Annotated in this window: 19 protein-coding genes; 7 read left to right on the forward strand and 12 right to left on the reverse strand. The window is 66.2% G+C overall.

Going from position 1 to position 23,114, the window contains the following annotated elements:
• Positions 1-58: 58 nt before the first annotated feature.
• From treY to V3G39_04650, 3 genes are all read left to right on the forward strand, one after another.
• Positions 59-2,479 (forward strand): malto-oligosyltrehalose synthase, encoded by a 2,421-nt coding sequence (treY, locus tag V3G39_04640; protein ID XAS77337.1) that lies wholly within the window; start codon positions 59-61, stop codon positions 2,477-2,479.
• Positions 2,479-4,269 (forward strand): malto-oligosyltrehalose trehalohydrolase, encoded by a 1,791-nt coding sequence (treZ, locus tag V3G39_04645; protein ID XAS77338.1) that lies wholly within the window; start codon positions 2,479-2,481, stop codon positions 4,267-4,269. Before treY ends, treZ begins: the two co-directional genes overlap by 1 nt.
• Positions 4,270-4,332: 63 nt before the next feature.
• The gene (locus tag V3G39_04650; protein XAS77339.1) at positions 4,333-4,902 is read left to right on the forward strand and encodes a hypothetical protein; all 570 of its coding nucleotides are present in this window, start codon (positions 4,333-4,335) and stop codon (positions 4,900-4,902) included.
• 22 nt (positions 4,903-4,924) lie between these two features.
• Here the strand turns inward: V3G39_04650 and V3G39_04655 are convergent, their stop codons facing one another.
• From V3G39_04655 to pstS, 6 genes are all read right to left on the reverse strand, one after another.
• On the reverse strand, positions 4,925-5,539 hold the full coding sequence (locus V3G39_04655) for a flavin reductase family protein (GenBank protein XAS77340.1): 615 nt from the start codon (positions 5,537-5,539) through the stop codon (positions 4,925-4,927).
• A 221-nt stretch (positions 5,540-5,760) separates the two neighbouring features.
• Positions 5,761-6,018, reverse strand: a complete 258-nt coding sequence (locus V3G39_04660) for a DUF6349 family protein (GenBank protein ID XAS77341.1) — start codon at positions 6,016-6,018, stop codon at positions 5,761-5,763.
• A gap of 68 nt (positions 6,019-6,086) precedes the next feature.
• Positions 6,087-6,863 carry a phosphate ABC transporter ATP-binding protein PstB gene (gene pstB / locus V3G39_04665; protein ID XAS77342.1) on the reverse strand — a complete coding sequence of 259 codons (777 nt, stop codon included), beginning with the start codon at positions 6,861-6,863 and terminating at the stop codon, positions 6,087-6,089.
• A 43-nt stretch (positions 6,864-6,906) separates the two neighbouring features.
• Entirely contained in the window at positions 6,907-7,863 is a 957-nt protein-coding gene (gene pstA, locus V3G39_04670; protein ID XAS77343.1) for a phosphate ABC transporter permease PstA, read from the reverse strand.
• Positions 7,860-8,870, reverse strand: coding sequence for a phosphate ABC transporter permease subunit PstC (gene pstC, locus V3G39_04675; protein XAS77344.1), 1,011 nt, complete (start codon positions 8,868-8,870; stop codon positions 7,860-7,862). Before pstC ends, pstA begins: the two co-directional genes overlap by 4 nt.
• A gap of 7 nt (positions 8,871-8,877) precedes the next feature.
• On the reverse strand, positions 8,878-9,987 hold the full coding sequence (pstS, locus tag V3G39_04680) for a phosphate ABC transporter substrate-binding protein PstS (protein XAS77345.1): 1,110 nt from the start codon (positions 9,985-9,987) through the stop codon (positions 8,878-8,880).
• Positions 9,988-10,280: 293 nt separating this feature from the next.
• On the opposite strand from pstS, the gene V3G39_04685 reads away from it, so the two are divergent.
• Positions 10,281-14,183, forward strand: a complete 3,903-nt coding sequence (locus V3G39_04685; GenBank protein ID XAS77346.1) for a Pls/PosA family non-ribosomal peptide synthetase — start codon at positions 10,281-10,283, stop codon at positions 14,181-14,183.
• Positions 14,180-15,490 carry a M1 family metallopeptidase gene (locus V3G39_04690; protein XAS77347.1) on the forward strand — a complete coding sequence of 437 codons (1,311 nt, stop codon included), beginning with the start codon at positions 14,180-14,182 and terminating at the stop codon, positions 15,488-15,490. Before V3G39_04685 ends, V3G39_04690 begins: the two co-directional genes overlap by 4 nt.
• On the opposite strand, the gene V3G39_04695 is transcribed toward V3G39_04690, so the two are convergent.
• The 5 genes from V3G39_04695 to V3G39_04715 form a co-directional block, all read right to left on the reverse strand.
• Complete coding sequence (locus tag V3G39_04695; protein ID XAS77348.1) at positions 15,450-16,073, reverse strand: 4'-phosphopantetheinyl transferase superfamily protein; 624 nt, start codon at positions 16,071-16,073, stop codon at positions 15,450-15,452. The two genes, V3G39_04690 and V3G39_04695, sit on opposite strands and share 41 nt — an antisense overlap.
• Positions 16,074-16,260: 187 nt before the next feature.
• Positions 16,261-17,193 carry an NUDIX domain-containing protein gene (locus tag V3G39_04700; protein ID XAS77349.1) on the reverse strand — a complete coding sequence of 311 codons (933 nt, stop codon included), beginning with the start codon at positions 17,191-17,193 and terminating at the stop codon, positions 16,261-16,263.
• On the reverse strand, positions 17,190-19,520 hold the full coding sequence (locus V3G39_04705; GenBank protein XAS77350.1) for an RNA degradosome polyphosphate kinase: 2,331 nt from the start codon (positions 19,518-19,520) through the stop codon (positions 17,190-17,192). The genes V3G39_04700 and V3G39_04705 overlap by 4 nt, the downstream gene beginning before the upstream one ends.
• A 77-nt stretch (positions 19,521-19,597) precedes the next feature.
• A complete protein-coding gene (gene mshD / locus V3G39_04710) occupies positions 19,598-20,563 on the reverse strand; it encodes a mycothiol synthase (GenBank protein ID XAS77351.1) in 966 nt (321 codons plus the stop codon).
• 72 nt (positions 20,564-20,635) lie between these two features.
• Positions 20,636-21,343 (reverse strand): response regulator transcription factor, encoded by a 708-nt coding sequence (locus V3G39_04715; GenBank protein XAS77352.1) that lies wholly within the window; start codon positions 21,341-21,343, stop codon positions 20,636-20,638.
• Between the two features lie 147 nt (positions 21,344-21,490).
• On the opposite strand from V3G39_04715, the gene V3G39_04720 reads away from it, so the two are divergent.
• Entirely contained in the window at positions 21,491-21,730 is a 240-nt protein-coding gene (locus V3G39_04720; GenBank protein XAS77353.1) for a MoaD/ThiS family protein, read from the forward strand.
• A 30-nt stretch (positions 21,731-21,760) separates the two neighbouring features.
• A complete protein-coding gene (locus tag V3G39_04725; GenBank protein XAS77354.1) occupies positions 21,761-22,588 on the forward strand; it encodes a hypothetical protein in 828 nt (275 codons plus the stop codon).
• A gap of 7 nt (positions 22,589-22,595) precedes the next feature.
• On the opposite strand, the gene V3G39_04730 is transcribed toward V3G39_04725, so the two are convergent.
• Positions 22,596-23,102, reverse strand: coding sequence for an FABP family protein (locus V3G39_04730; protein ID XAS77355.1), 507 nt, complete (start codon positions 23,100-23,102; stop codon positions 22,596-22,598).
• Positions 23,103-23,114: the final 12 nt, after the last annotated feature.

A 23,114-nucleotide genomic window follows, 5' to 3' on the forward strand; every position in this document is an offset into this window, starting at 1 on the left:
CCCGGCGTGAGGCAACTCCGGGGTGCCAGCAGTACGAAGCGACCGAACTGGAGAACCTGTGAGTCCGAACCTGACTGCGACCTACCGCCTGCAACTACACGCCGGCTTCACCTTCGCCGACGCGGCGGCCCAGACCGGCTATCTGCGATCGCTCGGTGTCTCCCACCTCTACCTATCCCCGATCCTGACCGCGGTCGAGGGTTCGATGCACGGGTATGACGTCGTGGACCACACCCGCATCAACGACGAACTCGGCGGCATCGCCGGGTTCGAGGAACTGGTCCAGGCCGCCCACGCAGACGGCCTCGGGATCGTCGTCGACGTGGTGCCCAATCACATGGCGTTCGTCGCCCCGGAGTACCGCAACCGCCCGGTCTGGGAACTGCTGCGCAACGGACGTGACGCCCCGACCGTGGACTGGTTCGACGTGGACTGGAAGGCCGGCGGCGGGCGTATCGGGCTGCCGATCCTCGGCTCGACGCTGCCGGAGGCCATTGAGGCCGGTGAGATCACCCGTGACGAACTGGACGGCGAACCGGTGCTGCGCTACTTCGAGCACGTGTTTCCGTTGGCGCTCGGCTCGGAGCACATCGAAGACCTGGCAGCTCTGCTGGACCGCCAGCACTACCGGCTCGCGAGCTGGCGCGAAAAGGATGAGGTGCTCAACTACCGCCGGTTCTTCGAGGTCGACGGCCTGATCGCGGTGCGGGTGGAGTTGCAGGAGGTCTTCGATGCCACCCACGAACTCTTGCTGGATCTGCACCACCGCGGGTTGATCGACGGCTTCCGTATCGACCACCCGGACGGTCTCGCCGATCCCGCGGAGTACCTGGAGAGACTGACCAGGGCCTGTCGCAACGGCACCCCTATCTGGGTGGAGAAGATCCTCGAGGGCCCAGAACGGTTACCGCGCAGCTGGCAGTGCGCCGGCACCACGGGGTACGACGCGCTGCGAGTCGTACAGTCCGCGCTGACCGACCCTGCCTCGGCCGATGTCATCGAGCGGGAGTGGGAGGCGACCGGGGGTGACGCGGACTTCGAGGAGGAAGTACGGGCCGCCAAACGGCAGGTCGTCGCGCAGTCGCTTGCCCCCGAGGTGGAGCGACTGACCAGGCGGGCCCGCGAAGCGCTACCCGACCTCGAGGGTGAATTGTTGCGCGACGCCATCATCGAGTTGCTCGTCGCAGGCGAGGTGTACCGCGCGTACGTGCGGCCCGAACACCGGATGAGCCGGACCGCGCAGGTGCGTCTCGCGGAGGCGTTCGGTCGGGCGATGGAGGCTCGTCCTGACCTGTCTTCGACCCTGGAGGCGCTGGTGCCGATGACGGTGCTGGCCGACGAGGACGATGAGGCCGCAACGGACTTCGCCGTGCGTCTGCAGCAGACGTGGGGGCCGGTGATGGCCAAGGGCATCGAGGACACCACCTTCTACCGCTGGCACCGGCTGATCGCGCTCAACGAGGTCGGCAGTGACCCGACCGTGCTGCGGAATGCCTCACCGCAGAGTCTGCACGATTGGTCACAGTGGCAGCAGGAGCATTGGCCGCTGACGATGACCGCGTTGTCGACGCACGACACCAAACGTAGTGAGGACACCCGGGCCCGGATTCTCGCTGTAGCCGGTGATCCGCAGGCGTGGGAGCAGTTGTCACGGGTAACGCGAGAGCTCGCCGCCGACGCGGGCGTCGACCTACCGACAGCGCACCTGGTGTGGCAGACCCTGCTCGGGGTCGGCGAGATCAGTCCGGAGCGACTGTCGGAATACCTGCAGAAGGCGCTGCGCGAAGCCAAAGAACACACTGCCTGGGTGGACGGCGACGAAGACTACGAGCGTCGAATCATCGACTTCGCGATCTGCGCTACGCAGGGCGGTCCGTTGTACGACGCGTTGCACGACGCCTTGGAGAACAACCGCTACGCCGTGCGGGCGCTCACGCTGGGAGCCAAACTGCTGCAGCTGACGATTCCCGGGGTGCCGGACACCTATCAGGGCTGTGAAGGGATCGACCTCTCATTGGTCGACCCGGACAATCGCCGGCCCGTCGATTACGCGGTGCGCGCCGTCACGTTGGCCAACGGATCGGGCCCCCAACTCGACGGATTGAGCGCCGAGAAGCTGCAGTTGGTGATGACCGTGTTGGCGGCTCGCGAGCGGGAGCCGGCTGCATTCGGAGCTGATTCGTCGTACACACCCGTGGAGTCGACCAGCGAGCATGTCGTCGGGTTCGTGCGAGCCCATGCGCCGGGACGTGTCTCCGGAGTATTCAACCGCGGCAGGCGCGCGACGTTCGCCTCGCTGGTGCTGCGCGCGCCGTCCCGGTGGGAGGCCACCGGCGGTTTCACCGACGAGACGGTCGCCCTGGATTCGGGCAGCTGGACCGATCTGTTGACCGGTCGGTCTTTCGATGTCGATGAGCAGATCCACGCGAGCGAACTGTTCGCGGACGAACCGGTCGTCTTTCTGGAAGAGGTGGGTTGATGCAGGATTTTGATGTGTGGGCACCGTCGGCGCAGGACTCTGTCGAGCTGGTGCTCGGCCAGGAGACGGTGGCCATGACGCGCAGCGGGCAGTGGTGGCGCACCGACCGCCCGGCCACGGCCGGCCAACGGTACGCCTTCCGGATCGATGGCAACGGCCCGTTCCCGGATCCACGCTCGCGCTACCAACCTGACGGGCCGAACGGTGCGTCGCAGATTGTCGATCCGCGGTCATTCACCTGGACCGATGACGCGTGGGTAGGCGTGCCCTTGCAGGGTGCAGTCATCTACGAGCTGCACATCGGGACGTTCACCGAGGGCGGCACACTCGACTCTGCGATCGAACGGCTGGACTATCTGGCCGACCTCGGCGTGAGTGTCGTCGAACTGATGCCGGTCGCCGCGTTTCCCGGGGAACGCGGCTGGGGTTACGACGGCGTCGACCTCTACGCGGTGCACGAGGCTTACGGTGGGCCCAGCGCTCTCGCCCGATTCGTCGACGCTGCCCATGCGCGCGGTCTCGGCGTATGCCTCGACGTGGTCTACAACCATCTCGGGCCCAGCGGCAACTATCTGTCCGAATTCGGTCCCTATTTCACCGATCGCCACCACACGCCCTGGGGATCCGCGGTCAATCTGGACGCTCCCGGCAGTAACGAGGTGCGCCGATTCATCGTGGACAACGCGTTGATGTGGTTCCGGGACCTGCACATCGATGCTCTACGACTGGACGCCGTGCATGCATTGGTCGACGAACGCGCGGTGCACGTGCTGGAGCAGCTGGAGATCGAAACCGAGGCGCTGGCAGCGCAACTGGGCCGATCACTACTGCTCATCGCGGAGTCGGACCGCAACGATCCCGCCACCGTGTCTCGGCGCGCACCGGGTGGCTCCGGTGGGCTCGGGCTGACCGGACAGTGGGCCGACGACGTGCACCACACCCTGCATGTGCTGCTCACGGGAGAGACCGCGGGCTACTACGGCGACTTCGCCGACAACGGGGCCTTCGCCAAGGTCGCTCGTACCCCGTTCTTCCACGACGGCACCTGGTCCACCTTCCGTGGTCGTGACCACGGAAGAGCGGTAGTGCCGTTGCTGACCCCCGGGTGGAAGTACGTCGCATCTCTGCAAACCCACGATCAGGTCGGGAACCGGGCCACCGGAGAGCGTCTGTCCCAACTGATAGGTCGTGACAGATTGGCAGCCGGCGCCACATTGCTACTCACGCTCCCGTACACACCGATGCTCTTCATGGGAGAGGAATGGGGTGCCTCCACAAAGTGGGCGTACTTCACTGACCATCAGGAACCGGAGCTGGCGACAGCTGTGTCGAAGGGGCGCCGTGCGGAGTTCGCCGAGCACGGCTGGGGAGATGACGTCCCGGATCCGCAGGCGTCGTCGACAGCCGACAGCTCAACCCTGCGGTGGGAGGAGTTGTCGCAGGAACCTCATGTGCGCCTGCTCGGCTGGTATCGCACGCTCATCCGTCTGCGTCGCACCACCCCAGAGCTCGCTGACCCATCCCTCGGCGTGACGCAGGTACACCGCGACGGCGATGTGCTCGTCTACCGACGCGGTGCCTGCACCGTGGTGGTGAACCTCTCGAACGAGCCGGTGACGCACCGTATCGAAGACCGCGTGGCTGACGGCAGCGGGGTGGACGGCAGCGTGGCTGATGCCGGCGTCGAGGTGCTCGCCGGGTGGGAGGCCGTGCACGAGGGCCACGAGATCCGAGTGGCGCCCGACGGCTCGGTGATCTATCGGGTAACCGCAGAAAAAGCGAGGAAGTGAACGCCCTTGTCGGACAGCATTGAACGGCCGCCGCGACGACCTGCCCTGCGTACTCTGAACCAGTTGGAGGCCCTGGGAGGTTCCAGCGATCCCGCCCAGTTGTCCGAGGCCGCGCATGAGACCGCCGCGGTCCTGGTCGGCACCGGACGCTCGCTGCACGATCCGCAGGTGACCACCCGGCTCGTTCAGCTGGTCGACGAACTCGGCATCGCGACCCTCGCCGAGCTGTGGGCCGACCGCCCGGCGAACAGCCTGCCCGGTGCGCTCTGGCGGCTCTACACCCTGCGCGAATGGGTGCGCCGGGATCCGGTGGGCGCTGCGCGTGACTACGACGCCGGCCGGACCAGCGCCGAGGTGGCGCACGCGATCGCCGGCTCGGCCGAACCGCCGACACCCGCCGCCATTCAGTACCTCGTGGACGAGATTCTGACCGGTGTTTTCGAAGACGACTTCGCGGTGGCCCTGGAGCGCGCGTCGGCGTTCTGCCGGGTGGTATCGGTCGGGCGCGCCCACCGTCTGGACGACGCCGACAGCGGCGCGTCGCAGTTGGCGGCGCGCGCTGCTGCGTTGCTCACCACCGCACAGGACCTTTCCCGTTGCGCGACGCTCTGGCGGGCCGGGAAGCTCGACTGAAGACCGTCAGAGTGCCACGCCGTCAGGATCGTGATGCCTCTTTGATGGTGGACGGGTCCCCGGGGCGGTCCAGCGCGATGACCTGCGGCGGTAGGCCCCACTCGTTGATTCCCAGGCGGCTCATCGGGGCAAGACCGGCCATGGTGGGGTGATCGCCGTCCATCACGTCAGGGTCGATCGCGAAGGCTGTGACGCGTCCGATGATCAGCGTCGAGTCGCCGAGCTGAATGGCGGAGTGCAGCACGCACTCCATTGCTGCGGGGGAGTCCGCAACGCGCTTCGGACGAACGGTCTCGCTGTCCTCCATCGTGATACCGAGCGCGAGTGCCTCGTCGTCGGCCGCGTCGAAACTCGCAGAGCTGTTGTTGATGGCGTGCAGCAGGTGCTGCGGTGCGATGTTGACCACGAATTCGCGGGTCGCGCGGATGTTACGCAGCGTGTCTTTCTCCCCGACGGAGGAGAACACCACCATGGGCGGGTTTGCGCAGGCCACGTTGAAGAACGAGTGTGGAGCGAGGTTGCCTACCCCGTCTGCGGACACCGTTGACACCCAGGCGATCGGGCGCGGCACGACGAGAGAGTTCAGCAACGGATAAGGCTCGACGCCGTCGGCGCCCGGCAGCAGGATTCTTCGCATGTCGCCACCGTAAGGCGCCAGTGACCGGTCCAACTCCACGGGCCCCCGCGGCCCAACTGATCGGCACGGAGGGTCATCCAGGAACAACTCGGGATGCGGTGCGGTTAGGGTTAGTGTGCGTCGGACCGCGGCAGCCCCGGGTCCCAAATAAAGCCGCTACGAGCGGCCACGCGCCGTGAGGCGCTCCCGGTCCGGCGCACCTACTTCGAGCAGGGTTTTGCTCAGTCGCGGTGATCCGTGGTCTTGAGTTTCACCTTGTGGTCGCCGTCGCAGGACTTCGTGTGGTCTTTCGCATCGGAGCGGGCCTTGTCACGCGAGCGCCGGGCGCGGCCCCGCCACGCACAACTCTTGCAGGAGCCGTAGGTGAAGCTGCCCTCGTCCCTGGTCGACTCCTCGGGCTCCGGGGGCGCCGGTTCCGCAGCCTTCGACTTCTTCTTGTCCTTGTCCTTCTTGTCCTTGTCCTTCTTATCCCGGGCCACGCCCATATTGTGCACGCGCCGCCCATCCATGGCTCGCGCGCTCCCACCTTCAGGTACGTGTGCAACTCCTAACCGAAGCGCCCGGAGATGTAGTCCTCCGTCGCACGCACCTCGGGGTTGTTGAAGATCTTCTGCGTGTCGTTCATCTCGATCAGGTGCCCCGGTTTGCCGGTCGCTGCCAGATTGAAGAATCCTGTCTTGTCCGACACCCGTGAGGCCTGCTGCATGTTGTGGGTGACGATGACGATCGTGTATTCGTTCTTCAGCTCGGCGACCAGGTCTTCGATCGCGAGCGTCGAGATCGGGTCAAGCGCTGAGCATGGCTCATCCATCAACAGCACCTGCGGCTCCACTGCGATGGCCCGCGCGATACACAACCGTTGTTGCTGACCGCCAGAGAGGCTTGCGCCGGGCTTGCCCAGCCGGTCCTTGACCTCGTTCCACAAGTTCGCGTGCTTCAGCGACTGCTCGACCTTCTCCTCCAACGCCTTCTTGTTCTTGACCCCGTTCAGGCGCAGGCCGGCCGTCACGTTGTCCCGGATCGACATGGTGGGGAAAGGATTGGGTCGCTGGAAGACCATGCCGACCGTCCGGCGGACGCCGACAGCGTCGACACCGGGTGCGTAGAGATCGACATCATCCAGCAGCACCGTGCCTTCCACGCGACCGCCGGGCGTCACTTCGTGCATCCGGTTCAAAGTGCGCAGGAAGGTGGACTTTCCGCAGCCCGACGGACCGATGAACGCCGTCACTGAGCGTGGCTCGATCGTCATCGTGACGTCTTCGACCGCCTTGAAGTCGCTGTAGTAGACGCTCAGATCCCGGACGTCGATTCGCTTGCCCATAAGTTCTCGATATCGCTTTCAGAAAATGGAAGGAAGACGCGGGTCAGCTCTTGACCCGTGTGAGCCGCCCGAGGAGGCGGCCCAGCAGGTTGATGGCGAGCACGATGATGATGAGAGTAAGCGCAGCGCCCCACACCCGGTCGGCGGAGATCGGCACGCCCGACATGTAGCTGGCCTGCCCGAAGATCAAGGTAGGCAGCGACGCGATGCCCGACGGGGCGAGCGGGTTGTAGGTCAGGTAGGCGAAGTAGGTGGTGAGGAACAGCCAGGGCGCGGTCTCGCCGAGCACCCTCGCGAGGCCCAGCAATGCGCCGGTGATGATGCCGGAGATGCTGGTAGGCAACACCACCCGCACCACCGTCTTCCACTTCGGCACTCCGAGCGCGTAGGCCGCCTCGCGCAACTCGTTCGGCACGAGCTTGAGCATCTCCTCGGTGGATCGCGTCACGACCGGGATCATCAGCATCGTCAGCGCGAGCGACACGCAGATCGGGATCAGACGCTGATGCAGCGTGGTCACCCAGACCGCGAAGACGAACAGTGCCGCGACGATTGACGGGATCCCACTGAGGATGTCGACCATGAAGCTCACCAGCCGCGCGATCCGGCGGTTGGCCGTGCTGCCCGTCCGGCCGTACTCCACCAGATAGATCGCGGTGAAGACTGCGATCGGGATAGCGATGAGAGCGGTGATCAGACCTATCTCCACGGTCCCGACGATGGCGTGTCGGGCGCCGCGGACCTGGGTGTCGCCGATCGGCAGGGCACCGGACTGGTCCTTCTGCCACCAGGTGATCGAGGCCACCGAGTGAAAGCCTTTGGAGGTGACCTCCCAGAGGATCCAGATCAGCGGAATCAGGGCTATCAGGAAAGCCAGCCAGACCAGGGCCGTGGCGAAATTGTTCTTGAACGCCCGTGAGCCGGACCGGCCCGCGGCAAGGCTCGGCAGCGTGTCAGCCGACGGTGTGTCGGCAATCGAGGTGCTCGTGTCGCTCGTCATTCGGAGAACTCCTTGCGGCGCTCGATGATGACCCGGGCTATTGCGTTGACGACGAAGGTCAGGACGAAGAGCACCAGGCCCGCAGCTATCAGCGCGCCCATCGAGTTCGCGTCGTTCTGGTCATTGGGCGCGTCGCTGGCGATCTGCGAGGCGAAGGTCGAGCCGCCGTTGAACAGAGAGAAGGTCCACTTCGTGGTACCAGGCAACGCCGTGAGGATGAGCAGCACGGCGACCGTTTCCCCGAGCGCCCGGCCCAGGCCGAGCATGGATGCGCTGATGACACCGGGTCGTCCGAAAGGCAGCACTGCGGTGCGGATCATCTCCCATCGAGTGGCGCCCAGCGCAAGTGCGCCTTCCTTGTGCTGCAACGGTGTCTGCGCGAAGACCTCGCGCGACAGTGCGGTGATGATCGGCAGGATCATGATCGCCAGGACCACCCCGACCATCAGGATGGTCGATCCTCCAGTCACGCTCGGCACACCGGAGAAGAGCGGAATCCAGCCGAGGACGGACTGCAGGACGTTCTGCACGGGGACGAACTTCGGAGCCACGATGTAGGCACCCCACAGGCCGTAGACGACGGAGGGCACCGCAGCGAGCAGGTCGATCAGCGCCGCACCGATGCGCGCGAACCACGGCGGTGCGTAGTGGGTGAGGAACAATGCGATGCCGATGGCGAACGGCACAGCGAGCGTCAGGGCGACCAGCGAGGACGTCACCGTCGTCCAGAGCAACTGCAGGATGCCGAAGCGTAGATTGTTCGATTCCCACACCCGAGAGGTGAGGAAGTTCGCCTTGTCCTTGCTGATCGCGGGAACTGCCTGCACCAGCAGGAACACCGCGACAAGAGTCACCAGAACGACGACGAGGAGCCCGGCGCTCATCGCCAACCCACCGAATACCCGGTCACCTCTGGTGCCGGTGGACGCACCGGAACTCTTCTCCGGGCCGTCAGAAGGATGAGGGAGATTACTATCGCCGACGGATACTCCGGTGATCGATGACATTGCCGGGTCAGGAAATCGCGTTGATCGCCGCGACGACCTTGGTCTGGATGGGCGCCGGCAACGGAGCTGAACCTACCGTCGACAGCTTGCCCTGGAATTCTGGTGATGCGGTGTAGGACAGGAACGACTTGACCGCCTTTGCGGTGCTCGCGTCGGAGTACTTGCTGCAGACGATCTCATAGGTCACTAGCACGATCGGATAGGTGCCTGCCGCTTTGGTCCCGTAATCGATCTTCAACTTCAGATCATTTCCGGTACCGGAGATCGTGGCCGCTTCTGCAGCTTTGCTGGCTGTTGCAGCTGTCAGCTCCACCGCGCCACCGCCGTTGTCGACCTGCGCCATCGAGAGCTTGTTCGTAATCGCGTAGGACCACTCGACGTAGGTGATGGCGCCGTCGGTCGATTTCACGGCCGACCCGACGCCGGCGCTCCCCGCCTTGCCCTGGCCGACCTTGCCGGCCCACTGCTTCGCGTGATCGGCGGTCCAGTCAGCGGGGTCGGTGGTGTGCATGTAGTTGGTGAAGTTGTCCGTGGTGCCCGAGGAGTCGGAGCGGAAGAAGACCGAGATCTTCGTGCTGGGCAATGTCACGCCCTTGTTCGCCGCGGCAATGGCCGGGTCGTTCCAGGTGGTGATCTTGCCGCTGAAGATCTTCGCGGTCAGGTCCGGTGTCAGCGTCAATTTGCCGACGCCCTTGAGGTTGTAGGAAATCGCGATCGGTCCGACGACCATCGGCAGGTCCCACGCCTCAGAACCGCAAGCAGCCTTGGCCTTTGCCGGCTCGCCCTTGGCGGAGTTCAGCGCAGAGTCCGAACCGGCCCAGCCGACCTGCTTGGCGAGGAAAGCGGTGATGCCCTGCCCGGACGAGGTAGGTGCGTAGTTCACCTTCGCGCCGGAGCACTTGGTTGCGAAGTTGGTGGTCGCCAGTTGCATCGCGTTGCCCTGCGCCGTCGAACCCTGGCCGCTGAGGCTGCCGCTGAAGCAGCTGGCATCGGCCGATGCGGTGCTGCCGGCCTTGGTGCTGGTGGCGTCGGTGTTGGAAGCGCTCCCACAGGCGGTCAGTGCAAGAGCTGCGGCAACGGTGACGCCGCTGACGCGGCCGATGGACGAAATCTTCACTTCGGGAGACCTCTCGAAAGGTAACAAGATATGTGCGCGTTGAACCCGATTGGCTCGACAGGATCGAAGTTAAGGACGTTGGATGGCGTAGTTGTCGCCAGCGGGTGAACGATGGATGAACGACGTCAGTCGATCTAGCGGTAGCGGTCAACGACAACTGAGAGCGTTAGCATCAGCCCGATGTCGGTCCGGCAACCAGGATCTGAGGTCATCCACGTGTCGTCCATGCGATGTGCGCCTTCATCAGGCAGGGTCTGGCAGATGCAAGCGGCCACCTCTCCCGGACTTCCGAGGTGACCCTGCTGCGCGCTGAGCGGGCGCCGGATCCGCGAACGCTTATCGACATCTTCCAGGAGACAGTCGAGGCCTATCCCGATCGAACCGCCATCGACAGCGGCGCCGAGATGCTGACCTATACGGAGTTCAGCGACTCGGCTGACGCCCTCGCGGCTGAACTGAACGCACTCGGTGTCGGGCGCGGTGACACCGTCGGTGTGCGGGTCAGATCGGGCACCACTGACCTCTATGTGGCGATCATGGGCGTGCTGACTGCCGGTGCCGCCTATGTACCGGTCGACGCCGAGGATCCCGACGAGCGGGCCAGGATCGTCTTCGACGAGGCGGGCGTGGCAGCCATCGTTGGCAACGGGCTGGCTGTTGCAGCACGTCGCACGCTGCCCGGTCCGGCTACGCCTCGTGAACCCGAGGAGCCCGAGTCCGGCGATGATGCCTGGATCATCTTCACCTCGGGATCGACCGGTTCCCCCAAGGGGGTAGCAGTCTCCCACCGCTCGGCGGCGGCGTTCGTCGACGCCGAAAGCCGACTCTTCCTCACCGACGCGCCGCTGGGCAGCTCCGACCGGGTGATGGCGGGTCTCTCGGTTGCCTTCGACGCCTCCTGCGAGGAGATGTGGCTCGCCTGGGCACACGGGTCGTGCCTGGTGCCGGCGCCCCGTTCTCTGGTTCGCAGTGGCGTCGATGTCGGTCCCTGGCTCATTGCCAATGAGATCACCGTGGTGTCCACTGTGCCGACGCTCGTAGCGCTCTGGCCGACCGAGTCTCTGGATGCTGTGCGGTTGCTCATCATGGGCGGTGAGGCCTGCCCGCCGGAGATCGGTGCTCGCCTGGTGCGCCCTGGCCGGGAGGTCTGGAACACCTACGGACCGACAGAGGCGACCGTGGTGGCCTGTGCAGCGCAGCTCGACGGCAGCGACCCGGTGCGTATCGGTCTTCCCCTGGACGGCTGGGACCTCGCTGTCGTCGACGGGCAGGGACGCCATGTCGCGCCCGGGGAAACCGGTGAGCTGATCATCGGCGGTGTCGGTCTGGCCCGCTACCTCGATCCGGACAAAGACGCCGAGAAGTACGCGCCGTACCCCTCGCTCGGCTGGGACCGCGCCTATCGCAGCGGCGACCGGGTGGTGTGCGACCAGGCGGGCCTGGTCTTCGCCGGCCGGGGCGATGACCAGGTCAAGCTCGGCGGGCGGCGCATCGAACTGGGGGAGGTGGACAACGCGTTGCTCGCGCTCGACGGCGTCCTCAGCGCCGCCGCAGCGGTTCGACGAACCCGCTCGGGCAATCAGCTCCTCGTCGGTTACGTGAGCGTCGAGGAGGGTTTCGACGCACGCGTCGCCGCTAGGAGGTTGCGCACGGTACTGCCCGCTGCGCTCGTCCCCAGACTCGCCGAGGTTGCTTCGCTGCCGACGCGGACCTCCGGCAAGATCGACCGCGACGCACTGCCCTGGCCGCTACCGGGGTCCGCCACGGAAAAGGGCTCGGCCCCGGTCTTCGACGGCACCCGAGGCCGGCTCGCCGAGCTGTGGCTGGAAGTTGTGGGCGCAGTGGTGACCAGCGAGCGCGACGACTTCTTCGATCTCGGGGGTAGCAGTCTGACCGCCGCGCAGATGGTGTCGCGGTTGCGGGCCGGCTACCCCGAGGTTACCGTCGCCGACCTCTACGAGCAGCCCACCATCGGCGCTCTGGCGGACCTGTTGGACCGGATGTCAGCACCCGTGAGCCGCGCCAACCGCGCCGTCCGGCCGACGACGTCGAAGACCCAGATCGGCCAGCTCGTCTGCACCGTCCCCGTGCAGATGCTGTCGGGTCTGCGGTGGCTGACCTGGGTGGCCGCCGGCAACAACCTCGCGGCGGATCTCCTGGGTCTGAACTTCCTACCCACGGTGTCGTGGTGGTGGGTCGCGGTCGGCTGGCTGGCGTTCGTCACGGCTCCAGGGCGGATGGCCCTGAGCGCGACGGCTGCCCGGATCCTGCTGAGGGACGTGAGCGCCGGTGACTATCCCCGTGGCGGCAAGGTGCACCTGAGGTTGTGGCTGGCCGAGCGGATAGCCGACGAGCTGGGAGCCACCAAACTGTCCGGTGCTGCCCTGATGACGACGTACGCCCGGGCGCTCGGCGCCTCGGTCGGCCGGCAGGTCGACCTGCATTCGGTTCCGCCGATCACCGGGATGCTGACCTTGGGTCGGGGATGCTCGGTCGAGCCTGAGGTCGACCTGACCGGTCACTGGCTCGACGGTGACGTGTTGCACATCGGCACCATGTCGGTGGCCGCCCGAGCCCGGATCGGGACGCGCTCGACGCTGTGCCCCGGGGCCCGGGTCGGCGAGGCAGCCGAGGTAGCTCCCGGTTCGGCGGTGGTCGGGAATGTCTCCTCCGGAGAGTTCTGGAGTGGGTCACCCGCTGAATCCACCCGCGCGGAGCGCGGTCCGTACGGTCCGTGGTCCGATACGCGACCGCCCCACAAGCCATGGTGGGGTGCGGCGTACGCGGCCATCGCAATCATCATCTCGCTGTTGCCCATCTTTGCGACCGTGGCGGGGTTGGCCGTCGCGTGGCCGGTGATTCACCGGGCGAGCTCATTGGGAGAACTCGCGATGCGGCTGTTCGCGGTGCTGCCCCTCGCGCTGCTCGTGGGCCTGATGGTGCTTGCTGCTCTGATCGCGACCCTGGTGCGGTTACTCGGAACGGGACTGACCGCCGGGGTATACCCGATGCACAGCCGGCGGGCCTGGCAGGCCTGGGCGACGATCCGGGTTCTTGACGAGGCCCGGGACTGGCTCTTCCCGTTGTACTCCAGTGCTCTGACACCGGCATGGCTGCGTCTGCTCGGGGCCCGGGTGGGCACCGGCGTGGAGGCGTCGACCGTGCTGCTCATTCCGAGGTTGACCGTGATCAACGATGAAGCCTTCCTCGCCGACGACACCCTGATCGGCGGGTATGAGCTGGGTGGCGGCTGGTTGCGGGTGGAGCGGACCAAGATCGGCAAGCGCGCGTTCGTCGGTAATTCGGGGATGACCGCGCCGGGCCGCAAGGTGCCCAAGCAGGCGCTCGTCGCGGTACTGTCGGCGGCCCCAAGACGCAAGAAGGCGAAGGCCGGCTCGTCCTGGCTCGGCAGTCCGCCGGTCCTGTTGCGTCGTCCCACGGAGACGGGTGACACCAGCCGGACCTATCACCCCTCCCGGCGACTACGGGTGGCCCGCGGACTGGTTGAGGTGTGTCGGCTCTCGGCGGTGCTCGCCTCCTGGGCACTGGGCGTCGGCGTCGTGGTGTGTATCGAGTCGGTGCTCGCGAGCGGCTATCCGTTTGCCGCCCTGGTGCTCAGTGGTCCGATCCTGCTGGTGGCCGGCGCGGTGGCTGCAGCACTGACCTCGGTGGTGAAATGGGGACTTGTCGGACGGATCCCCGTCAGGGAGTACCCGCTCTGGAGTTCGTTCGTATGGCGCAGCGAGCTCGCGGACACCTTCGTCGAGGTGCTCGCCGCCCCCTGGTTCGCGCGCGCCGCCACTGGATCGGTTGCGCTGAACGTCTGGCTGCGATCGATGGGTGCCGAGGTGGGCCGCGGCGTGTGGTGCGAGACCTACTGGCTGCCCGAGGCCGACCTGGTCACGCTGGCCGACGGTGTCACCGTCAACAGGGGCTGCGTCGTGCAGACCCACCTGTTCCACGACCGGGTGCTCAGCATGGATCGGGTCACCCTCGAGGAGGGGTCGACGCTGGGTCCCAACAGTGTGATCCTGCCTGCCTCGCGGCTCGGGCCGCACGCTACGGTGGGCCCCGTGTCGCTGGTGATGAGGGGGGAATCGGTGCCGGCCAAGACCCGCTGGACGGGTAACCCGATCGGCCCGTGGGCCGATGAGGCGGCACCGGTCAACGGGCCGGAAGGCAGAGCCTCGCGTTGACCCGGGCCGCCGAACTCAGCCGCTACACCCCCGGCCACGGCGACACCTCCTACCGGGTCGCGCACTACGAGCTCGACCTCGCCTACCAGGTCGACGGCAACCAGCTCACCGGACGAGCCGTGCTGCACTGTGTCGCGGTCGAGGACCTGCTGCAGTTCAAGGTCAACCTGTTCGGGTTGCGGGTTGCCAAGCTCACCCTGGATGGACGTCGGGTGAAGTACGAGCACGGCAAGCGTGGCATCTCGGTCCGCACCGTCGACGCGATCGCTGCCGGCGAACCGTTCACTGTCGAGGTCCGCTACTCGGGTAAGCCCCGCGCCGTGCCCAGCAAGACGCTGGGACCAACGGGTTGGGAGGAGCTGGCCGACGGCGTGATCGTGTGCGGACAACCGCACGGCGCTCCCTCCTGGTTCCCCTGCAACGACCGTCCCGGCGACAAGGCGAGTTACTCGATCTCGATCTCGGCGCCCAGCGGTTACCGGGTCGTCAGCAACGGTCGCCTCGTCTCGACCCAGCGGCGGGCGGGTTCCACAACCTGGGCCTTTCACCAGCCCGAACCGATGGCGACCTACCTCGCCACGGTCCAGATCGGACGGTACTGCGTATTGGATCTCGACGCGGTCGTTCCGCTGCAGGCCGTCCTACCGGGATCGCTGATTCCTGCGTACGAGGATGTGTTCGGCAGGCAGCCGCAGATGCTGGCGTTCTTCAGCAGAGTTTTCGGCGACTACCCGTTCGGGGCCTACACGGTCGTCATCACCGAGGACGACCTCGAGATACCGCTGGAAAGTCAGGGACTTTCGACCTTCGGTGCCAACCACCTTGTGCAGAGTTGGGACACCGAGCGGCTGATCGCCCACGAGATGTCGCACCAGTGGTTCGGCAACAGTCTGACTCTCGCGGACTGGGCCGACATCTGGCTGCACGAGGGATTTGCCTGCTACTGCGAATGGCTGTGGTCAGAGGAGTCGGGCGGGGTCACGGCCCACCAGCACGCCGCCGCGCACTGGTACCAGCTCGCCGTGCTCAACCAGGACCTGATTCTCAGTGATCCCGGGCCCCAGCTGATGTTCGATGACCGGGTCTACAAGCGCGGAGCCCTGACCCTGCACGCCGTTCGCCTGCGCATCGGCGATGATGCCTTCTTCTCACTGCTACGGGGGTGGGTCGGCGAATATGCCCACGGCACCGTGACGACCGCGATGTTCGCGACTTTCGCCGAGCAGCACACGGGCGTGCCGCTCGCGACGCTGTTCCACGCCTGGCTCAACGAGGCGGCTCTGCCTGAACTGCCGCCTGCACGCTGAGCTGCGGGGACGCAACGCCGAGAACCGTGACACAGGTGACGAAGTCCGGATCCAACGACAGGTCTGCCAGCCACGGCTCGCCCGTGGGCGGGTGCGGTGCGGCCCACTGCAGGAGACGCGGGGGATCAATGGGTGCACTCATTTCCAGCTGTCGCGGATCGATCCTCAGTCCGTGTCCGGTCGCCTTCAACAGTGACTCCTTGCGCGTCCAGGTGATCGCCCGCTCCCGCACAGTGCGGGCGCGCTCGCGCTCGTGCAGAGCCACCTCGTCGAAACCGCAGAACGCCGGTGCGTCGACTCGTTCGACATCGATCCCGACCGGCCCGGCCGTCGAGATGGCGACGACGATTAGGTCGTCCGCGCGCGCGAGGCTGACGAACGGTGCGCCTGGACCCGAGTTGCTGAGCACCAGCGGCCGCCCGTGCGCAGCGCTGCCGCAGCTGGGGCAGAGCCGGGACACCGTGAAATCGGTGGGCGACACGCCCAGGACCGAGGCAACGGTGCGGGCCAGCAGCAGGTCGGCCGAATTGTGCTCGTCGGAAGTTCGCGTCCACGCGACGACCACCGCATCAGGGGAAGGCACCCAAAGGACCTTCCGGGAGGCATCGACCTTCCTCGCCGCAGCAGACATTCGGGCACGCTATTGCATCTGGAGGCGGGTGCATCGCCCAGGCGCCCCGTTCGAACTGGTGCTGAGAGCAACGACATAGAACGCGCCCGGGTCAATGCGATGCGCTATTTCCACTTCTGCTTCCCCTCGTCGGGCGAGCTCAGGGGCGGTTGCGTTCTACCGATACGACCCGCGCAGCATCGCCTACGTCGACCATCTGACAGATGAGGGCCTCACCCTTGTCCATGCCTTGGATCGCCCGCTCCGTCAGGGCGTTACGGGCCGCACCCTCAGTGGTCTGCTCTGCGAGCCGGTGCAGCAGTCCAGGCAGGAGCGGACCGTGGGTGCACAGGGCAACGAATTCACCGTCGTCCAGCGCCCGTTCGAGCTGGCGCACGGCGCGGGCCGGCGATCGCTCGTAGGTCTCCTCGGTGAGCGCGGCCTTCTTGTGCATCGGTAGTTTTGCTGAGTGGGCGTACGGCTTCACCGTTTGTGCGCAGCGAGCCGAAGAAGATGAGACGACGCGCGTCACGCCATAGGCCCCGAGTATCGGCACCAGTGCCTCGGCCCTCTGATGGCCACTTTTGCTCAACGGCCGCTTGCCGTCGTCCCCATGCCAGGAGGAACGGGACACCGAATCTGCGTGCCGCACGATGACGATTGCCCAGGTTCGCAGGGCCCCCCGGCGATCAGCATCGACCAACGCCTGCACCTGGAGCGCGTCACGGGTGTAGGACAGCCGGTCACGTGCCGCGGCAGGAGCAAGCCATTCGACTGCGTCGATCTCGTTCTCCAGATGACCAGTACCACCGACGGCTTCGGCGGCCCAGTAGCGCACCTCCTTGGAGCTGCCGTCACGGATCGGATAGACCGATCGGGGCAACGGGATGCCGAGACGTGGCTCCAGCCCCGTCTCCTCCAGCACCTCCCGAGCCGCAGCACCGCTCCAGCACTCACCTGGGTCGAGTTTGCCCTTGGGCCACGACCAGTCGTCGTAACGTGGTCGATGGACCAGTGCGACCTGAAGTACCCCCTTGTCGCGGCGCCATACCAGTGCACCGGCAGCGGGGGGCGCGCCGAGACAACTTTTCACCGACGGCGCGCCTTCTTGCGTCGCTTGGCGTACCCGGTGATGAGGTGCTGCTGCAGGTCGGTGAGCAGTTCACCCTGTTCGTTGACGCGGTGACGCTCCCAACGGCCATCCCCGTGCAACGCCCACGACGAGGTCTTGTCCGCCATCCCGAGGTCCAACAGCCGACCGAGACTCTCCACGTGTCGAGGCGTCGTGATGCGAATCAGCGCCTCGACCCTTCGGTCCAGGTTGCGGTGCATCATGTCGGCACTGCCGATGTAGACGACGTCGTCCTCGCCCTCGATCTGGAATCGGAAGACGCGCGAGTGCTCCAGGAACCTGCCGAGCACCGAGTGCACCCGGATGTTCTCCGACAGGCCCTCGATGCCGGGGCGTAGCGAGCAGATTCCACGTACCCAGATGTCGACCTGCGCGCCGGCCTGCGAGGCGCGGTAACAAGCGTCGATGATGCCCTCGTCGACCAGGGAGTTGACCTTGATCTGAATCCGGGCGGGCCGTCCCTCCCTGGCCGCCTCAGCGACCTTGTTCATCCGCTCGGTCAGGCCGGTGCGCATCGATCGAGGAGCGACCAGCAGCCGCCGGAACTTGCTGCGCGGCGCCATCCCGGACAGCTGATTGAACAAGCGGGACAGGTCTTCGCCGACCTCCGGGTCGCAAGTCAACAGGCCGAGGTCTTCGTACAGCCGGGCGGTCTTGGGGTTGTAGTTTCCGGTGCCCACGTGGCAGTAGCGTCGCATTGCTTCGCCCTCCTGACGGACGACGAGGCACAGTTTGGCGTGGGTCTTCAGCCCGACCATTCCGTAGACGACATGCACACCCGCGCGTTCCAGTTTGCGCGCCCAGGAGATGTTGTTCTGCTCATCGAACCTGGCCTTGATCTCCACCACGGCCAACACCTGCTTGCCGGTCTCGGCGGCCTCTATGAGGGCATCGATGATGGGGGAGTCGCCCGAGGTCCGGTACAGCGTCTGTTTGATCGCGAGGACCTTGGGATCGGCGGCGGCCTGCTCGATGAAGGCCTGTACCGAGGTGGAGAACGAGTCGTACGGGTGGTGCAGCAGGACATCTCCGCTGCTCATCGCGCCGAGCACGTCGGCCTGAGCAGAGCGCTCCACGGGCGCGAGATCGGGGTGGGTCATCGCGACGAACGAGGGCCACCGCAGTGCGGAACGGTCGAGGTCGGCGATGGCTTCCAGTCCGCGTAGATCCAGCGGCTCGGGCAGCCGGTAGACCTCCCGGGCGTCCACAGTGAGCTCGCGCACGAGCAGATCCAGGACGTGGTCGTCGACGTCGTCAGCGATCTCCAGGCGCACCGGCGGCCCGAACCGGCGCCTGGTCAGCTCGCGTTCCAGCGCGGTGAGCAGGCTCTCGACGTCGTCCTCCTCGACCTCGAGGTCCTCGTTGCGGGTAACCCGGAAGGTGAAGTGCTCACGCACCTCCATACCTGGAAAGAGCACTTCGAGGTGCTCGGCGATGACGTCCTCGATGGCGACGAACCGGGTATTGAAGAGGGGGTCCTCACCCTCGTCCGGTGGCAGTTCGATCAGCCGGGGCAACAAGGGCGGGACCTTGACCCGGGCGAAGTGCTCGCGCTCGGTCTTCGGGTTGATCAGGATGACCGCGAGGTTCAGCGAGAGCCCGGAGATGTACGGGAAAGGGTGCGCGGGATCAACCGCGAGCGGAGTGAGAACCGGGTAGATGCGAGCCCGGAACAAATCGCCGAGATGGTCACGGTCGGCCTCGGTCAGCTCCACGGGACGCAGGATCCGGATGCCTTCGTCCTGCACAGCGGGCCGCAGCTGTTTCTGAAAGAGCTGGGCGTGCACATCCATCAGCTTGTGCGCTGCATGGGATATCTCGTCCAGGACCTCGCGTGGCTCGAGTCCTGAGGCAGACCGGACGGCGAGCCCGGTAGCGATGCGACGCTTCAGCCCGGCAACCCGCACCATGAAGAACTCGTCCAGATTGCTGGCGAAGATAGACAGGTAACGGGTGCGTTCCAGCAGTGGCACCGTCGGATCCGCCGCAAGTTGCAGTACCCGCTCATTGAACTGCATCCAGGAGATCTCGCGGTCCAGGAAGCGGTCTTCGGGCAGTTCGTCGTCCTGCGGGTCGAATTCCAGCTCGGGCGCCACCCGGACGAACCGACCGTTCGCGGCGCGCGCAGGCTCCTCGGAAGATCGACGGGCCAGGCGTACGAGGGTCGCGCTGCTCGACGTTGTCCGTCCCAGGGCGGTGGCGTCGTCAACGGCGTCGTTCTGCTCGGTTTCCCCCGTCGTCTGTGGCTCGGAAGGGTGCTCGGCAGTTGCTGCGGAATGAGCGTCCATGGCTTCATGTTCCCACGAACAGCGCAACGGGTAGAGCTCCCCGAAGAGCGCGTTCCCAACTTCTGCCGACCCGGTGTTCAGGACGGGCTGTGCGGCCCGTACATCACGTCGGCGCTGACTTTCTGGAAACCCCAGCCTCGGTAGGTGGCAATAGCGGCGGCGTTGTCACCCTCGACGTACAGGTCGATGCTGTCGACGCCGGCGGCGGCCAGATAGGCCAGCCCGAGTGCGGTCACGCTTCGCCCGAGGCCTTGGCCCTGATAGTCAGGGTGGACCGCGACGACGTAGACCTCGCCCTCGGTTGACGCGTGCCCCGCGGTGTCGGCGCCGCCGTCAGTGTGGTCACCCGTGTTGCCCACGTCAGCGACCTCGATCTTGGTCCAGTGCGATGCAACCAGAACTGGATCCGGGCCACTCACGTCCTCGATGAGCAGCAGACCCTGCGGATCGAACCAGTCCTGCGACATCCGCTCGTCCAGGTCGGTGGAAGTCATCCGGCCCTGCTCAGGGTGGTGGGCGAAGGCCCGGGCGTTGAGGTTCAGCCATGCTTCCTCGTCCTGACCGGGCACGAAGGCACGAGCGGCGAAACCGTTCGGGATGCGCGGCTTCTCGATAGCCGGGTCACTGAGCACAGGTCGCGACATCCGCCACATCTCGCGCACACTACGTAACCCGTGGCTGGTCGCGAGGGCCTTTGCGGCAGCGAGATCGCCGTGCGCCCAGAACCGCGCATCGGGATTGCGTTGGTTGATGATCAGATCGAGCACGCTGGCGCCGTAGCCGTGTCGGCGATGGTCGGGGTGCACGACCAGTTCGTAGGACGCGCCCGTTTCGTCCGGAACCGCGACAACGCTCAGCTGCCCATCCACGTCGTGCCAGACCATCTGTTCCATTCCACCGCTGCGGGTGGTCGATCCGGCCTCGGCCGGCCGCCCGGCGGCCAGCAGCGCCTGCTCGGACAGTGGCGCGACGCCGTCCGCAACCTGTGCCGCGCGGGCCAGGCCCGGGAGTTGGGCGCGCACCGACTGCGGGGAAAGGGTCATACCAACGATTGCATCACATCGACATGGGGTTTCTGGCTGCGCGACCGGGCGCAGCACGCCGACAGCACGAGGTCACGCGGAGTTGGCTGCCTCTTCGAGCGAGCGCTGCTCCTGGGAGCTGACAAAGCGGTAGCCGACATTGCGCACGGTGCCGATGAGTGCCTCGTTGTCGGTACCGAGTTTCGCGCGCAGCCGCCGCACGTGCACGTCGACCGTCCTGGTGCCCCCGAAATAGTCGTAACCCCAGACCTCCTGGAGCAGTTGGGCCCTGGTGAAGACCCGGCCGGGGTGCTGCGCGAGGTATTTAAGGAGCTCGAATTCCTTGTAGGTCAGGTCAAGTGCGGTGCCTCGCAACCTCACGCTGTAGGCGTCCTCGTCGATGACCAGGCCGCCGGCCGAGATCTGGCTGTTCTCCGGTTCGGTTGCCGAGACCGAGCGGGTCATCGCCAGGCGAATGCGGGCCTCGACCTCGGCGGGGCCCGCCGTGTGCAGCAGCACGTCGTCGACCTGCCATTCGTTGGTCAGCGTCGTCAGCCCGCCTTCGGTGAAGATCGCGATCAGCGGGGTCGACAGTCCGGCGGCCCGCAGCACCCGGGCCAACCCGCGGGCGTTGACCAGGTCCGAGCGTGCATCCAGCAGCACAACGTCGCTTTCGGGGGGGTCGACCAGCGCGCGAGGCTCGGTCGGCAGAATGCGCACGCGGTGGCCCAACAGGCCCAGCGCCGGAAGAACCTCGACACTGGCGCCGCGGGCGTCGGTGAGGAGGAGCAACCGTGCCATGCTGAACGAGAATACGGCGTATATCGATCGCGTGAGGTCGATGCTGGTCGCAGTGACCAGCGCCACGCCCGAGCGCGAAATGCGTGAAGACCCTGGCCGCTGTCTGCGGCCCATGTTGCAAGATCAGAGAAAGGCGTGCCGATATTCATGTCGCAAGTGACTGTTCGCTACTGGGCGGGCGCCCAGGCTGCCGCCGGAATCGCCAGTGAAGAACTGGAGGCCCGCACCGTAGGTGAGCTGCTGGACGTCGCCACAGCCCGTCACGCGGCCCTCGGTCCGGTCCTTGGGCTCTGCGCGATTGTTGCCGATGGCCGACGCCTGGACCTGCAGGATGACGTGCCGGCCGGTGCAACTGTCGAGGTCCTTCCGCCCTTCGCCGGTGGCTGAGCTGCGCCGGTGGATGGCAGGATTCAGCGGATGAACCAGCAAACCGACCAGCGTACGCAGGACGGCGGGGGCCCCGGGTCGGAAGCGGTGAGCATGCCCACTTCGTCCTCATCGTGGTCGATCGCGGCAGCTGCGGTGCTGAGTGCTGCGGTCCTCGCGGTGTCGGTGTACGCCGGGTCGGTGGTGCTCGCGGGAGCATTTCTGCTGGTCAGTGCCCTCTTGGTGGTTGGCTGGCCGGTCCTGTTCGGTCTGCAGCGGGAGCGCTCCAGTATTCTCGTCCTGGGCATCGGGGCAGTTGCCCTGGCTGTCGTTGTCGGACGTTCCGGCAGCGCGGACGGCATCAGGTGGGTGACGGCGGCTCTCGCGATATCGCTGGCCCTGGTCTTCCTGCAGTCGCTGGTCAGCCGAGGCGGTCGCGAGAACGTTGTCGTGGCGCTCGCCGGTATGACGATGGGCCTGGGGGTACTGGCCAGTGGGGCGTTCGTTGCGGACGCCGCCTTGCGACCGGGGGGTCGGGAAGCGGTGGTCGCCGCGCTGTCAGCAGCAGCTGCGGGTGCCGTCATCGACGCCCTGCTCCTGCGTCGCCCGACACTGCGCGAGTGGGGTCTGCCGCTGTCCCTCGTGATCGGTATCGCTGCCGGCGTGCTGACAGCGCGCGTTGCCGACGTGGCATGGAACGCACCACTGGTTGCCGGGTTGCTCGGCGCGGGTGTTGCCCACAGTCTGTGGACGATCCTGCGCGGCCTACCCGATCAGGCCGGCTCGGTGCGCGCTTCCCTCTCGATGGGAGCAGCCGGCGTGCTTTTCGCGGGTGTTCTACCGACCGCAGCGGTCTGGTTGTTCGAACACCTCAACTGAGCGTTTCTCAGCTGACGCGTTTGCACTCCGCCGACGCGTAACTCTGCAGTGGCTGACCGAACGCGGCCATGTCCATGGCCCACATCAGATTTGAATTGACATATCCGTAGAGGCGGGTTGCGGCCGAGTACTCGGTCGCCGTCGGGCTGCGCAGCACCCCATCGGTGCGGAGCTCGATCTTGGCCGGTGTGGTGTTGCCGTAGTACATCTCGATGATCCCCGTGGGGTGGGCGAGTACGAACTCCACCTCGCCGTCCGGCAGCGGGCGCCAGTAGCCGACTTCGCTGGTCAGCGGTTCGACCTGGTTCCCGGCCTCGTCCAGCAGCCACGTCGTGCTGCGCCATTCCAGGAACGGTCGATCGTCGTGGCTGCAGATGATCTCCTGACCGAAGTTCACCGACGCGATACCGGGATCACCGGGGTACCCCAACACCCCTGCGCCTTCCCACCGACCGATCAACCAGGCCAGGGGGGCCAGTTCGCGGGGCATGTCCGTGTCGAGTTCGAAAGGCATACGCCAGATCGT

This window comes from Dermatophilaceae bacterium Sec6.4 (assembly GCA_039636865.1).
Classification (GTDB): Bacteria; Actinomycetota; Actinomycetes; order Actinomycetales; family Dermatophilaceae; genus Allobranchiibius.

Bases quoted from the DNA above. Each gene is read 5' to 3' on its own strand.
- V3G39_04705 (XAS77350.1), bottom strand. From the start codon at position 19,520: ATGGACGCTCATTCCGCAGCAACTGCCGAGCACCCTTCCGAGCCACAG.
- V3G39_04730 (XAS77355.1), bottom strand. From the start codon at position 23,102: ATGCCTTTCGAACTCGACACGGACATGCCCCGCGAACTGGCCCCCCTG.
- pstC (XAS77344.1), bottom strand. From the start codon at position 8,870: ATGTCATCGATCACCGGAGTATCCGTCGGCGATAGTAATCTCCCTCAT.
- V3G39_04655 (XAS77340.1), bottom strand. From the start codon at position 5,539: ATGCGAAGAATCCTGCTGCCGGGCGCCGACGGCGTCGAGCCTTATCCG.
- pstB (XAS77342.1), bottom strand. From the start codon at position 6,863: ATGGGCAAGCGAATCGACGTCCGGGATCTGAGCGTCTACTACAGCGAC.
- treZ (XAS77338.1), top strand. From the start codon at position 2,479: ATGCAGGATTTTGATGTGTGGGCACCGTCGGCGCAGGACTCTGTCGAG.
- pstA (XAS77343.1), bottom strand. From the start codon at position 7,863: ATGACGAGCGACACGAGCACCTCGATTGCCGACACACCGTCGGCTGAC.
- mshD (XAS77351.1), bottom strand. From the start codon at position 20,563: ATGACCCTTTCCCCGCAGTCGGTGCGCGCCCAACTCCCGGGCCTGGCC.
- V3G39_04720 (XAS77353.1), top strand. From the start codon at position 21,491: ATGTCGCAAGTGACTGTTCGCTACTGGGCGGGCGCCCAGGCTGCCGCC.
- V3G39_04715 (XAS77352.1), bottom strand. From the start codon at position 21,343: ATGGCACGGTTGCTCCTCCTCACCGACGCCCGCGGCGCCAGTGTCGAG.
- V3G39_04725 (XAS77354.1), top strand. From the start codon at position 21,761: ATGAACCAGCAAACCGACCAGCGTACGCAGGACGGCGGGGGCCCCGGG.